Source organism: Staphylococcus sp. 191 (assembly GCF_011174885.1).
Lineage (GTDB): Bacteria > Bacillota > Bacilli > Staphylococcales > Staphylococcaceae > Staphylococcus > Staphylococcus coagulans.
The window spans coordinates 1-13,910 of sequence record NZ_PNRJ01000026.1 but is presented as its reverse complement, the minus strand read 5'-3'; the positions used below and the strand labels follow the sequence as shown (position 1 = coordinate 13,910).

14 protein-coding genes are annotated in these 13,910 nt (G+C 38.4%); 10 read left to right on the top strand and 4 right to left on the bottom strand.

From position 1 onward, the window contains the following. The coding region (gene deoC, locus C1H58_RS11825) for a deoxyribose-phosphate aldolase (RefSeq protein ID WP_165546281.1) at positions 1-421 on the bottom strand (421 nt) is incomplete at its 3' end. 311 nt (positions 422-732) lie between these two features. Between deoC and C1H58_RS11820 the strand changes: the two genes are divergently transcribed. Genes C1H58_RS11820 through hisIE form a run of 9 tightly spaced genes read left to right on the top strand, consistent with a single transcriptional unit; the run spans position 733 to position 7,650 of the window. Continuing rightward, on the top strand, positions 733-1,542 hold the full coding sequence (locus C1H58_RS11820; protein ID WP_347563075.1) for an ATP phosphoribosyltransferase regulatory subunit: 810 nt from the start codon (positions 733-735) through the stop codon (positions 1,540-1,542). An 18-nt stretch (positions 1,543-1,560) separates the two neighbouring features. Further along, positions 1,561-2,175, top strand: coding sequence for an ATP phosphoribosyltransferase (hisG, locus tag C1H58_RS11815; protein ID WP_165546279.1), 615 nt, complete (start codon positions 1,561-1,563; stop codon positions 2,173-2,175). Continuing rightward, complete coding sequence (gene hisD / locus C1H58_RS11810) at positions 2,168-3,424, top strand: histidinol dehydrogenase (protein WP_165546284.1); 1,257 nt, start codon at positions 2,168-2,170, stop codon at positions 3,422-3,424. The genes hisG and hisD overlap by 8 nt, the downstream gene beginning before the upstream one ends. Next, the gene (locus tag C1H58_RS11805; protein WP_165546278.1) at positions 3,421-4,422 is read left to right on the top strand and encodes a pyridoxal phosphate-dependent aminotransferase; all 1,002 of its coding nucleotides are present in this window, start codon (positions 3,421-3,423) and stop codon (positions 4,420-4,422) included. The genes hisD and C1H58_RS11805 overlap by 4 nt, the downstream gene beginning before the upstream one ends. Beyond that, entirely contained in the window at positions 4,419-4,997 is a 579-nt protein-coding gene (gene hisB / locus C1H58_RS11800) for an imidazoleglycerol-phosphate dehydratase HisB (RefSeq protein WP_165546277.1), read from the top strand. Before C1H58_RS11805 ends, hisB begins: the two co-directional genes overlap by 4 nt. Continuing rightward, a complete protein-coding gene (gene hisH / locus C1H58_RS11795) occupies positions 4,997-5,572 on the top strand; it encodes an imidazole glycerol phosphate synthase subunit HisH (protein WP_165546283.1) in 576 nt (191 codons plus the stop codon). The genes hisB and hisH overlap by 1 nt, the downstream gene beginning before the upstream one ends. Next, positions 5,565-6,269 (top strand): 1-(5-phosphoribosyl)-5-((5-phosphoribosylamino)methylideneamino)imidazole-4-carboxamide isomerase, encoded by a 705-nt coding sequence (hisA, locus tag C1H58_RS11790; protein ID WP_165546276.1) that lies wholly within the window; start codon positions 5,565-5,567, stop codon positions 6,267-6,269. The genes hisH and hisA overlap by 8 nt, the downstream gene beginning before the upstream one ends. Next, entirely contained in the window at positions 6,266-7,030 is a 765-nt protein-coding gene (hisF, locus tag C1H58_RS11785) for an imidazole glycerol phosphate synthase subunit HisF (protein WP_165546275.1), read from the top strand. Before hisA ends, hisF begins: the two co-directional genes overlap by 4 nt. Further along, the gene (gene hisIE / locus C1H58_RS11780; RefSeq protein WP_165546274.1) at positions 7,021-7,650 is read left to right on the top strand and encodes a bifunctional phosphoribosyl-AMP cyclohydrolase/phosphoribosyl-ATP diphosphatase HisIE; all 630 of its coding nucleotides are present in this window, start codon (positions 7,021-7,023) and stop codon (positions 7,648-7,650) included. Before hisF ends, hisIE begins: the two co-directional genes overlap by 10 nt. Before the next feature lie 146 nt (positions 7,651-7,796). Here hisIE and betA read toward each other — a convergent pair whose 3' ends face one another. Beyond that, a complete protein-coding gene (gene betA / locus C1H58_RS11775) occupies positions 7,797-9,491 on the bottom strand; it encodes a choline dehydrogenase (protein WP_050329874.1) in 1,695 nt (564 codons plus the stop codon). A gap of 167 nt (positions 9,492-9,658) precedes the next feature. Continuing rightward, positions 9,659-11,158 carry a betaine-aldehyde dehydrogenase gene (betB, locus tag C1H58_RS11770; RefSeq protein ID WP_165546273.1) on the bottom strand — a complete coding sequence of 500 codons (1,500 nt, stop codon included), beginning with the start codon at positions 11,156-11,158 and terminating at the stop codon, positions 9,659-9,661. A gap of 221 nt (positions 11,159-11,379) precedes the next feature. Here betB and cudC point away from each other — a divergent pair, with 221 nt between their 5' ends. Further along, complete coding sequence (cudC, locus tag C1H58_RS11765) at positions 11,380-11,940, top strand: choline uptake/conversion transcriptional regulator CudC (protein ID WP_165546272.1); 561 nt, start codon at positions 11,380-11,382, stop codon at positions 11,938-11,940. A 193-nt stretch (positions 11,941-12,133) separates the two neighbouring features. Here cudC and C1H58_RS11760 read toward each other — a convergent pair whose 3' ends face one another. Next, positions 12,134-13,738: a BCCT family transporter gene (locus C1H58_RS11760; RefSeq protein WP_165546282.1), complete on the bottom strand. Its 1,605-nt coding sequence runs from the start codon at positions 13,736-13,738 to the stop codon at positions 12,134-12,136. Positions 13,739-13,910: the final 172 nt, after the last annotated feature.

Sequence of the window (13,910 nt, the reverse complement as noted above, 5' to 3'; positions counted from 1 at the left end):
ATTCAGAGGCTTTCACTTTTTCTTCATCTGTCAGTAAGACTGTTTCAATAATGACTTTAACCGTATGTCCTTGGGCTGCTTTGACCACAGCTTCAATATCTTGTTGTACATCAGCGTAACGACCGTCTTTTAAAGCACCAATGTTGATGACCATATCAATTTCATCTGCACCTTTACGTAAAGCATCTTCTGTTTCGAAAGCTTTCGTTTCTGTTGTTGATGCGCCTAATGGAAAACCAATCACCGTACACACGAGCACGTCACTGTCTACAAGACGTTCGGCAGCGTATTGAACATGCGTCGGATTGACACAAACCGATTTAAAATGATACGTTTTGGCCTCTTCAATGATTTGATCAATTTGTTGACGTGTTGATTCTGGTTTTAACAACGTATGATCGATATATTTTTCAAATTTCATATAGCATGCTCCCTCATCGTATATATTTTTAATATCTTACTTAATTATACAATTTGGTCGCTCAAAATACGATTGTTTTATATCAGATAAAATTGCTAAGCATTTAGCAATGCACACCATTCTCGTGTACATTTCAGTTGTATTTTTTTCAAGTTTTTTTATTTTCTAATTACCCACTATTAAAGCCTATAAGACCATTCATTTTTTATTTTTCAGAATTTTTCGTTGAAATCTGAATATTCATATGCTAACATACTCATATTCTCTCAAAAATACTTTAACTCGGTAGAGAACGAAAGCGAGGCGATATGATAATGCATCCTTTAATTTTAGACAAAGAAAAAGAGCTTCGGTTTTTAAAGATTGCGGAATCTCGTAACTTCGAGCTCATAGATACACCTTTTATCGAAACATTAGTTTGGGAAACACTCTCTTCTGACGATCTTAAACAAATGTCTGAAAAAAGTGTTTGGCAATCTGGCTCACAGCTTTATGCTTTGCGCAATGATTTTACTGATCAACTAGTGCGCTATTACCAAGACTATCCTATACAACATCGCGCAGTTGCATATGCTGGTTCAATTGTCCGAAATCAGCATGTCTGTATACAACTTGGCCTAGAATATTATCAACCGAGTATTCAAGAGATTCACGATACATTTGAAACATTCAAGTTGTACATTGAACAATGCTTAGAAGATCAAATTCAATATGTCGTAATCGGTCATTACCAATTAACGGATTTATTATTAAGCGATGTGCAACACGACGCACAACTATTGACATGGATTGCACAACGTAACATTTCTGAATTGAAATCCGCTTTAGGGCTCAGTCATCCAGTTGTTCAATTGTTGTTAACACCGACACATCAACAACTCAGTTTACTGAACACCTTATTCCCGAGCGACCACTATATTTTGCGGAGTTTGAATCGTTGGGATACCTATTTCAAATCGTTAGGTATCACCCCTATCCATCTCGATATGACACCCCAACCTCCGCGGTCGTATTATAAAGGTGCCTTTATTCATGCACATCTGAAAAAAAGCAATCTGACTTTAACAGGCGGTTATTACAAAGATACTTTAGAAGGATTTGGTTTAGGACTCACATTATAACGAGAAGGAGTGACTATTGTGTTAACCATTGCATTAGCAAAAGGACGTTTGCTAAAAAGTTTGATTGCCTACTTAGAACAACAGGAGCAGGTTGAATTGGCTTCACAGCTTCAGTCGCGATCCCGACAACTTCAAATCAAAACTGAAAATTTTCGTTTTCTTTTCGTTAAAGGAAATGACGTTCCTATATATGTAGAACAAGGGATTGCAGATATCGGTATTACAGGAAGTGATATTTTAAACGAGCAGAAATATGACGTTAATCAACTTATCGCCCTTCCTTTTGGACAATGTCATTTTTCTGTGGCCGCTTTTGAATCGACAGAAGCATATCACAAAATCGCAACTTCTTATCCGAAAACAGCCCGCGATTATTTTAAATCCACAGGTCGTGACATTGAGTTAATCGAACTTTCGGGCTCTATCGAGTTAGCTTGTGTCATTGGCATGGTTGATGGCATCGTTGATATCGTACAAACCGGAAGCACACTTCGCTCTAATGGTCTTGTCGAAAAGGAGCAGATTTCCAGTATACAAGCGCTATTAATTACGAACCGTCAAAGTTTTTTCACTGCCGCATCAGAAATTGATGCATTTATTCAAATGTTAGGGGTGTCACTCATTGATGATTAACAGCACAGCATTTTTACAGCAATTACAATCTGAAGCACAGTTTAACCAACACCTTCACGAACAAGTGGCCGCCATCTGTGAACGTGTCAAAAATGAAGGTGACCGTGCATTATTCGACTACAACAAGCAATTTGATCACGTACAAGTACAATCACTAGAAATACCTAGTTCAGAGCTGAAACAAGCTTTTACAAATTTGGAGCCTGAATTAAAAGCAGCACTCCAGCATAGTCATCAAAGAATCGAACATTATCAGAGACAAATTAAATATCAGCAACAAAGTTCAACACAAGAACTCTACGAAGTCTATCATCCTATCGAAAGTGTAGGGATATATGTGCCTGGGGGTAAAGCAAGTTATCCATCTACTGTCTTAATGACCGCGACACTCGCGAAAGTGGCAAATGTTAAAAATATCATTGTTGTCACACCACCCCAAACTAATGGTATTGCCCAAAGCGTTCTTGCTGCTTGTGCAATTGCCGGTGTCGATCACGTGTATCAAGTCGGTGGCGCCCAAAGTATCGCCGCATTAGCCTATGGCACAGAAACTATCCCTAAAGTAGATAAAATCGTTGGGCCAGGGAATCAATATGTGGCGTATGCGAAAAAATATTTGTACGGAGAAGTAGGTATCGATCAAATTGCAGGTCCGAGTGAGATTGCACTCATTATAGATAACCATAGCGATATGGAGGCCATTGTCTATGATGTTTTCGCCCAAGCTGAGCATGATGAAATGGCAAGAACTTATGTCCTTTCAAACGATAAATCCGTCCTTAAGGCGCTTGAACAACGTATCCAAGCTGAACTTAAAAATGCACAGCGCTCAAAAATATTAGCAGAAAGTTTAAAACATCATCACTATTTAATTCACACTTTAGATTTTAATGATAATTGTAAAGTTATGAATACCATTGCACCTGAACATGCTTCAGTTCAAACTGCGCATCCAGAACGATACATCCCTTTCATCCATTATGTAGGTAGCTTGTTTATAGGGCGCTATGCACCAGAAGCCATTGGAGATTATATCGCTGGGCCGAGTCATGTGCTGCCTACACAACGAACAGCACGCTTTCAACATGGTCTGTCTGTGAACGATTTTTTAACTAAACATACGGTCATTCATTTGAGCGCATCAACGTACCAACGCACCTATTCTGATGCTGCTCGAATAGCGGGTGACGAACAATTAATCAATCATAAAAAATCACTAGAGATTCGAAATAGAGGTGATACACAATGATTCGCATGAATAAGAATGAAAGCCCGATAAAGCCACTTAATGATGAAACATTGATGAATCTTATCAAAAATTGTGACTATCATTTATATACAGATACTGATTATGACCGCTTTCGCCAAGCTTATGCGAATTATTATGGCCAGCAATTCAGTAGTCAACAACTATGCTGTGGAAATGGTTCTGACGAATTAATACAAAAATTGATGCTTATTATGCCAGAAGGTCCCTGTTTAACGCTCAATCCCGATTTTTTTATGTATCAAGATTATGCACGGCAAGTGAAGCGTCAAATTCATTTTGTTGATGCATCACCCGATTTAACATTTTCACTTGAAACGATACTTGATCGCATCGATGAAGTACAACCTCGTTTTTTCATTCTCAGTAATCCACACAATCCAACGGGGCACCGTTTTACTGAAAATGAATTAATCACTATCGCAAATCAAATGAAAGTGATAGGAGGCTATTTAATCGTTGATGAGGCCTATGTTGACTTTTCAATACCGTTACAAATCGAATTAGAAGATCATATCCTAATCATGCGTACACTTTCCAAAGCTTTTGCCATGGCGGGGTTACGACTCGGTGTCTTAATCAGTACAGAAAAAACCATTTCAACTGTACGCCAAATTGAACACCCTTATCCTTTAAGTGCATTTACCCTATCTATCGGCATTTATCTATTTGAACATATGGAACAAACAAAAGTGTTCATCCAACACCAACGTCAATTGAGTCAGCGCTTAAAAGAAATCTTGATGAAATATGCTAGTCCCCATATGCATGTCTTTCCAAGTGATACTAATTTTGTTTTAACATCAGGGCCTCAAGCCTTATCACTTGGACATTACGTTAAAGCACGTGGCTTTCTACCACGCTTTTATCATTCAAAAGATGAAAAAATGTTAGCTGAATGCATACGTTATTCCATCATTGATCAGCCACATTTAAATCAATTTGAAAAAGTCGTGAAAGAATGGAGTGAACAACAATGACATATCAAATTCGCCGTGAAACGACAGAAACCAAAATTGACATTAAACTCAGCATATCTGAAAAAGAGAGTCAAATTCATACTGGTGTCGGATTTTTAGACCACATGCTCTCATTATGGAGCTTTCATAGTGACTTAGCGTTACAAATTGACGTTGAAGGTGATACATGGGTCGATGATCATCATACGACCGAAGATATCGGTATCGTTCTTGGACAACTGTTACGACAGTTGATTAAAGATAAAGTTCATTACACCCGTTATGGTACCCAATATATTCCGATGGACGAAACATTAGCACGTGCTGTTGTCGATATAAGTGGCCGCCCTTACCTCAACTTTCATGCGCACTTCAGCAAGGAAAAAGTGGGCCAGTTTGATACAGAACTCGTCAAAGAATTTTTTAGAGCTTTAGTGATCAATGCCCATTTAACGGTTCACATCGACTTACTTCATCAAGGAAATACGCACCACGAAATTGAAGCGATTTTCAAAGCATTTGCACATGCTTTAAAACAAGCGCTGCGTGATTCAGAAGACCGACGTATTCCTTCATCTAAAGGTGTGATTGAATGATGATTGCAATCATAGATTATGGACTTGGCAATATTTTTAATGTGCAACGCGCAGTGAACCATCTTGGCTATCCCTCTATCGTAACGCGCGAACCAGAAATGATAGAACATGCAGACGTCTTGATTCTGCCAGGTGTAGGCCATTTCAAAGACGCAATGCGAGCCATTCATCAATACGGTCTATACGATGTATTAAGACAGCACCAACAACCCATTATCGGTATTTGTCTAGGTATGCAACTTCTGTACTCTTATAGCGATGAAGGTTATGTGTCGGGTCTTGATTTAATCAAAGGGAAAATTCAAGAAATTCAGACCCCTTATACGGTTCCACATCTTGGTTGGAATCAGTTAAAAAGTGAAATACCCGCGTTAAACAAAGATGTCTATTATGTTCATACTTATCAAGCGCCAATGTCACCTGCAGTTATCGCCTATAGTGACTATGGCACGTCTATTCCAGGCATCGTTCAACAAGATGATTGTATTGGTATTCAATTTCATCCAGAAAAAAGTGGTGATTACGGTTTACAGATTTTAGACCAAGCGTTAAAAGGAGGATGGCAACATGATTAAACTTTGGCCGGCGATTGATTTAATAGAAGGTAAAAGTGTACGCCTCACAGAGGGAAACTATCAAACAACTGAAGTTATGATGCGCAGTGCTGAGAAGAGTATCGAATTTTACAACCAGTTCGATAGCGTTGATCGTATTCACATCATCGATTTAATAGGTGCCAAATCACAACGCTCTGTCGAGATGGACGCTATTCAACAGTTAGTTCAAATGAGTCAAAAGCCGATTGAAGTGGGCGGCGGTATCCGTAACAAAGAGACGATTCAAGCCTATTTATCATCCAGAGCAGATTACTGCATTGTCGGTACTCAAGCCATAATAGATCAGTCCTGGCTGGCTGAAATGAGCCATTTATTTCCCGGGAAAATATTGGTATCTGTCGATGCCAAGCAAAGTGCGATTCAAATTAATGGTTGGACGGAAGAAACTGTCCTCAACGTCTTTGATTATGTCTCCCAAATCCAACATCTTCCTTTAAATGGCATCATCTATACTGACATCACGAAGGATGGAAAAATGAGTGGTCCTAATTTTGATACAACAGCTCAACTCGCTAAGAATAGTAAATTACCGATTATAGCTTCTGGTGGCATTCGACATCAAGCAGACATACAGCAGTTAGATAAGCTCGGTGTTTCAGCAGCAATCGTCGGTAAAGCAGCGAATCAAGCCTCATTTTGGGAGGGTTTAACTTGATTAAAAAAAGAATTATTCCTTGTCTAGATGTTAAAGATGGCCGTGTTGTCAAAGGGATACAGTTTAAAGGACTCAGAGACATCGGTCACCCAGTTGATCTTGCGCTATACTATAATCAAGCTGGAGCCGATGAGCTTGTCTTTTTAGATATCTCAAAAACGGAACAAGGACACGCACTGACACTTGATATCATCCAACAAACTGCCTCCCAGCTTTTTATTCCATTAACAGTGGGTGGCGGCATTTCATCTTTGGAAGAGATATCCCAACTTTTAAGACATGGTGCAGATAAAGTGTCTCTCAATTCAGCAGCACTCAATAATCCCGATCTCATACAGCAAGCAAGTCAAAAATTTGGAAAACAATGCATATGTATCGCGATCGATAGCTTATACGATCAAAATACGAATGATTATTATTGTTGTACCCATGGAGGTAAACGGCAAACGCCTATTCGCGTCTACGATTGGGTACGGAAAGTAGAGGCTTTAGGTGCTGGAGAGCTTCTCGTCACAAGTATGGCACATGATGGAACGAAACAAGGCTTTGATATTGCGCACCTGAATCAAATTTCTAAATTAGTCAATATCCCGATTATCGCTTCAGGTGGCGGTGGTGATGCACAACACTTCAAAGAATTATTCACACAAACTCCTGTGTCTGCTGGATTAGCGGCAAGCATTTTACACGATAAAGAAACAACCGTTGCAGCAATCAAACGTGAACTGAATCAAGGAGGTGTCCCCGTAAGATGGTCTTAAAACCCGATTTTTCAAAAGGCTTAATTCCAGTCATTTTGCAAGATAGCAAGACGCAACAAGTGCTCATGTTGGGCTATATGAACGAAGAAGCTTTCCATAGAACAGTGCAAGAACAAGTCGCATGGTTTTACTCTCGCTCAAAGCAACGACTTTGGAAAAAAGGAGAGTCATCAGGCAACATACAACGAGTCAAAAACATGTATTTAGATTGCGATCAAGATACGTTATTGCTGTTTGTGGAACCAATGGGACCGACTTGTCATACAGGTTCACAAAGCTGTTTCAATACGACTCCGACTTTTCAACTTCAACAACTTGAAAGTACTATTCGCCAACGGTTGAAAGCAGATGATTCCAACTCTTATACGCAATACCTTTTCAATGAAGGCATTGAAAAAATCAGTAAAAAGTTGGGTGAAGAAGCTTTCGAAGTCGTGATTGCTGCTATGAAACAAAACGCTTCTGAAGTCATTTCTGAAAGTGCTGATTTACTCTATCATCTCTTTGTTTTACTCGAATCACAAAACATCAATTTCAATACAATAGAACACGAGTTAGAGAAAAGACATCGTATTCAAAATAATTTTAAAGGTGAACGTCAAAAGATTGAAAAATGGTAAGTCCTTTGATATGATGCGCCATAAAAATAAGCATTATGATTTCAAACATAAAAACAACCCTCTCCTTGTATCACATTGAACTTGGAAAGGGTTGTTTTAAATTAGAAGTCAACTTCAATCATCTGATATTTAAATTTATTTTTAGCTTAATCGATAGCGCCTGCATTTTCATCATGTTTACCATGAACATAATAATCAACATGTTCAGGCTCAAGCGGTTGAACACCACGAATAATATCTGCCGCTTTTTCAGCAAGCATTAATACAGGTGCGTGAATATTACCATTTGTTGTTGTTGGCATGACTGACGCATCTACTACACGTAGATTTTCCATGCCGTGAACTTTCATTGTTAATGGATCCACTACTGCCATTGGATCTGAAGCAGGGCCCATTTTTGCACTACAAGATGGGTGCAATGCTGTTTCAGCGTCTCGACGTACCCAATCTAAAATTTCTTCGTCTGTTTGAACAGAAGGTCCTGGTGAAATTTCTCCACCATTATAAGGATCAAGTGCAGGTTGTTTTAAAATGTTACGTGCGACACGGATAGCTTCAACCCATTCGCGTTTATCTTCATCTGTAGATAAATAGTTAAATACAAATTTTGGTTTAACATATGGGTTCGTTGATGTGATTTTCAAGCTACCTCTTGAATTTGAATACATTGGTCCAACATGAACTTGGTAACCATGCGCTGTATCTGCTTTTTGTCCATCATAGCGTACTGCAAGTGGCAAGAAATGGAACATTAAGTTTGGATATTTCACATCATTATTTGAGCGAACGAATCCCCCACCTTCAAAGTGGTTACTTGATGCCGCACCTGTACGACGTGTTAACCATTCCAAACCAATAAATGGCATTTTGAAAATATTCAAGCTAGGTTGTAATGAGACAGGCTCTTTACAAGTGTGTTGAATGTACACTTCTAAGTGGTCTTCAAAGTTTTCACCTACACCCGGTAAGTGAATACGAGGTTCGATACCTAATGAACGTAAATGCTCAGAATCACCGATACCTGACAATTGTAGCAATTGTGGTGTGTTAAATGCACCACCAGATAAGATAACTTCTTTTGCGAGCACTTTGTGTAAACGACCATTTCGTTTATAAGTCACACCTGTAACGGTATTACCATCAAAATGAAGTTTTTCAACGAATGCACGTGTTTTAACCGTTAAGTTTTGACGTTTCATTGCTGGACGTAAATAGGCACGTGAAGCAGAAACACGGCGACCATTATGAATTTGACTATCAAATGGACCAAACCCTTCTTGACGGAAACCATTCACATCTTTCGTTTTTTTATAACCCGCTTCGACAGCGGCATCGAAAAATGCATGGAATAACGGGTTATCAGCAGGACCACGACGTAATTTAATAGGACCATTTAAACCACGTATTGGATCATCTGCATCTGCACCAAAAGTCGTTTCCAAACGTTTGAAGTAAGGTAAACAGTGGGCATAATCCCAAGTATCCATGCCTTCAGGTTTACCCCATTTTTCATAGTCTAGTGGGTTACCACGTTGATAAATCATCCCATTGATTGAACTTGATCCACCTAACACTTTACCACGTGTATGGAAAACTTTACGTCCGCCCATATGCGGTTCGCCATCTGTTTCATATTTCCAATCGTAAAGGCGGTTACCTGATGGATACATTAAAGCAGCTGGCATTTGAATTAACAAATCCCAAGGGTAATCACTGCGTCCTGCTTCAAGTACTAAGACTTTTTTGTCTTTATCTTCACTGAGGCGAGCACCTAATACAGATCCAGCACTCCCACCACCGATAATGATATAATCATACATTTTGTCGTACGCTTTACTCATAACAAAAATCCTCCTCGTAGTTGTATACTGACGCGCTATTTCAAACTATGTACAGATGTGAAAGAAACGTTTAGCACTTATCGTTGCATTTACGTCATTCTTTCACACCTTTTTACTTTGAAAGAAGTCTGTCATATAAAAGACAAACGCTCATTCAATTGCTCAATTTATGATTCTGATTGGCCAAACCAGTGAACTGGCTCAGGGCTTGTATTCATTAAGATGTGTTTTGTTTCTAAATATTCTTCTAAACCGTGATGTCCAAGTTCGCGACCGATACCTGATTGTTTATAGCCGCCCCATGGTGCTTGTGCAAAATAAGGATGGAAATCATTGATCCATACTGTACCCATTCTCATTTTTGATGCCACACGTTGCGCTTTTCCGATATCTTTCGTAAAGACACCACCTGCAAGACCATAGATAGAGTCATTAGCTAATTTGATAGCTTCTTCTTCTGTGTCAAAACCTTCTATCGTTACAACAGGACCAAACACTTCTTCTTGTACGATACGCATAGAGGTGTCACAGTTTGTGATGATTGTCGGCTCAAAGAAATAACCATTTTTTAAATCTTCTCTAGATGGTCGCTTACCACCGATAGCAATCTTTGCGCCTTCTTCTTGCGCAATTGTCATATATTTTTCAACTTTGTCACGATGCTGTTCAGAAATAAGTGGTCCCATTTCAGTATCTTCATCAAATCCATTACCTAATTTGATATTTTGAACACGCTCAATTAATGCTTTTTCAAATTTATCTTTAATAGAATGATGAACAATAATACGAGAACCTGCCGAACATACTTGACCTGCATGGAAAAAGCCACCATTTAATGCTTGATCAACAGCTAAATCAAAGTCAGCATCTTCAAAAATAACGTTTGGATTTTTACCACCAAGTTCAAGTGCAATATTCGTAACATGCTCTGCGGCTTGTTTCATAATACGTTTACCTGTTTGGATACCGCCTGTAAATGACACTAAATCCACTTCAGGATGCGTAGACATGATGTCACCGATTTCAGAGCCTGCACCTAAAACTAAATTAATAACGCCTTTAGGGAAACCTACCTCTTCCATAAGCTCAAACACACGAATAGTTGTTAAAGGTGTGATTTCACTCGGCTTCATGACAATAGAACAACCTGTTGCAAGTGCTGGCGCAATTTTCCATGAAGCTTGTAATAGCGGATAGTTCCAAGGAGTAATCTGAGTCACAACTCCGATTGGCTCTTTGACGATTTTACTTTCTGTATTTGGAATAGGTGAATTAATTAATTCGCCCCCGTCTTTATCTGCTAAACCTGCAAAATACATAAATACATTGTGTATATCATCCATATCTGCAAGAGATTCTTCTAAAGTTTTACCTGTATCTAATGTTTCTAAATGCGCCAACTCTTCACGATGCGCTTTGATTTGATCCGCAATTGCACGAACCTTTTTACCTTTGTTCTCACCTGTTTCAAGTGCATACACACCTTCATCAAATGAACGTCTCGCTGCTAGAATTGCACGTTCTACATCTTCATTCGTTCCTTCTGCTACTTCTATAATCACTTCTTGGTTATAAGGATTGAGAATTTGACGTGTCGCTTGATTGCTACTTTCTACCCATTCCCCATCAATATATTGACGACGAGATAATTGGTTTACAAATTCCATGCATATACCTCCGTTAAGTTTGTTAAGTTTTTATTTAACGAATTTCACAAATTTAACTTTATCACAAGGAAAAGTGCCATGTCAATCGACATCGCTTGGATTTGCAGTGTGCCAAAAAAACCGTTAAATTATTAATGAACATTTGATTTATATTTAATTAAAGATTAAAATTTAGAGCGTTAACGCTATTAACGAGTTAATTTATAGGGAGGTGAGATGTCGTGGCACGACCAAAATCACACGAAGCACAACTCGAAGTCGCGAAAGATATTGTTATTAATTCAATTGCTGAAACTATGGATTTATATGGGATTAATCGTAGTGTTGGAAATCTCTACGGTATTATGTTATTCAAAGACAGCATGACATTGGATGAAATGCGTCAAGAATTACAAATGAGTAAGCCAAGCATGAGTTCGGGCGTTAAGAAATTGCAAGAATATGACATTGTTAAGCAACGCTTCACTCGAGGCAGTCGCAAACAACATTTTGAAGCTGAAAAAGATTTCTTTGAGTTTTTCTGTAACTTTTTCACTAGAAAATGGAACCGAGAAATTTCAATCAATATGGCTGCACTCAGAGAATCAGAAGCAATGATTGATAAGATTATTGCAGCTGAAGATGTAGATGAAGCAACGAGAGAAGAAGCGATAGAAATAAAAGCCCATTTAGAGCATTCTCGGATTTATTACTATTGGTTAGAATCAATTAGTGATGCATTAAAATCGGGAGAAATATTTGAACACTTCCCTATTCCTAAACCTAAAGACATAAAAAAATAAAGCTGTTTCAGTATTTTCTCATGAAGAGATGTAGATCAGACAAATTCAAAACCGAATAACCTAGCCTTTTTCAATAGCTACAATCGGTGAGCTAAAGACTGCAAATCATATTTTATTTCAATAACAAAGTTTGATACCTAATCAAAAAAGCTTTATGGCGCCCGTTAAGACGTCATAAAGCTTTTCCTATTTTTTATAAATTATCATCCTCTTCATCTTCGCCAACTCTTAAAATTCTCAATGATCGGCGTTCAATACGTTTAAAACGATCAGCACGTGATTGTAGCGCAATCCGATCCCCTGCTAGAATCATCATAAACGAAATCATAATAGTGATAAAAATGACAATTAAAGGTACACCCGCAACAATAGAAGCGGTTTGTAGTATTTCAAGTGCCTTTTCACCACCGACAAGCATCAACGAGAATGGAAGTAAACATAAAGCAAACGCCCAAAATAATCGATTGGCTTTAATCGGTTCTCCTTTAACACGTTTTTGTGTTGCCGCTGCGACAATATACGACGCAGAGTCAAAGGTTGTAACCAAGAATAAAAAGGCTGAAATAATAAACAAGCTAATAACAATTTGTGGAAACGGCAAATGACTAATCACTTCAATAATCGTTGCCTCCGTACCATGTGCATTTAAATAATGAATCACATCAAATTGACCTGAAATTTGTAAATAAACAGCATAGTTGCCAAAAATACCGAAGAACAGCACACAACCAAATGTACCGTAAACAATTGTTCCTAATATTACTTCTTTTAAAGTACGACCTTTTGAGATTCGCGCAATAAACAGACCGATAAATGGCGCATAAACAATCCACCATGACCAATAGAAAATCGTCCATTGTTGTGGGAATTTCGTTTCTTCACGTCCGCCAATGCCACCGAACGGCTCCAACCAAGTGGCCATTTGGAAAAAGTTTTTCAACATATTCCCAAAGCCAGTTACCGTCGTTTCCATAATAAAAATCGTTGGTCCAACGATAAAAATAAAGCCAAGTAAAATGAAGGAAAGCCAAACGTTCAAGTCACTTAAAACTTGAATTCCCTTTTTCAAACCTTGGTATGAACTATATGCAAATACAATTGTAATACATAAGAGCACGATACTCTTTACGACCATACTTGTTCCATCTATACCAAATAACTTTTCAAGACCGGCTGAAATCATAGGCACCCCTAAAGCCAGTGATGTCGCTGTTCCTCCAATAAGTCCAAAGATGAATAAAATATCAACGAGTTTTCCTAAAAATTTGTCTGTCTGACCTTTCAATATTGGTCGACAAGCTTGACTGATTTTAAAAACAGGTTGCTTTTTCACAAATACGAGATACCCAATTGGTAAGGCAGGGAGTACATATATTGCCCATGCAATCGGTCCCCAATGAAACATGCCATACATCGTCGCATAGTTAAGTGCTTCATCAGATAAAGGTTTTGCACCATGAGGCGGGCCTTGATAATAATATGCCCACTCGATGACACCCCAATATAATATATCCGAGCCAATGCCCGCACAAAATAACATGGATGCCCATGCAAAGTCACTAAATTCGGGTTTATCACTCGCACGACCTAAAGTCACAGACCCATATTTACCAAATGCTATGTATAAAACAAAACAAAAAATCGCTAACCCCAATACGAGATAAATCGCGCCGAGTTTTGAAGTGACGAAATTATTCATCGCAACTACAACTGAGCGACTCTGTTCTGGGAAGACCATCATCGGAATAACAGCCATTAATAACACGATTGCTGTTCCAATAAAAACAACCCAGTCCATTAGCTTATATTTTTTATGCACTTTAAAGCACCCCTTATTTAATTTTTGATCCCTTTGTTGTGCAATCTACGATGTCTAAACGTTTTTTATACAAGAAATAGGTTATCTAAAAATAATAGTTAATGCAAATATCATACATAATCACAAGTTGCTTAATTTGAATATATATAAC

Coding starts and splice junctions, on each gene's coding strand:
- hisD (WP_165546284.1), top strand. CDS start 2,168: ATGATTAACAGCACAGCATTTTTACAGCAATTACAATCTGAAGCACAG.
- C1H58_RS11805 (WP_165546278.1), top strand. CDS start 3,421: ATGATTCGCATGAATAAGAATGAAAGCCCGATAAAGCCACTTAATGAT.
- hisB (WP_165546277.1), top strand. CDS start 4,419: ATGACATATCAAATTCGCCGTGAAACGACAGAAACCAAAATTGACATT.
- hisH (WP_165546283.1), top strand. CDS start 4,997: ATGATTGCAATCATAGATTATGGACTTGGCAATATTTTTAATGTGCAA.
- hisA (WP_165546276.1), top strand. CDS start 5,565: ATGATTAAACTTTGGCCGGCGATTGATTTAATAGAAGGTAAAAGTGTA.
- hisIE (WP_165546274.1), top strand. CDS start 7,021: ATGGTCTTAAAACCCGATTTTTCAAAAGGCTTAATTCCAGTCATTTTG.
- betA (WP_050329874.1), bottom strand. CDS start 9,491: ATGAGTAAAGCGTACGACAAAATGTATGATTATATCATTATCGGTGGT.
- betB (WP_165546273.1), bottom strand. CDS start 11,158: ATGGAATTTGTAAACCAATTATCTCGTCGTCAATATATTGATGGGGAA.
- C1H58_RS11760 (WP_165546282.1), bottom strand. CDS start 13,738: ATGGACTGGGTTGTTTTTATTGGAACAGCAATCGTGTTATTAATGGCT.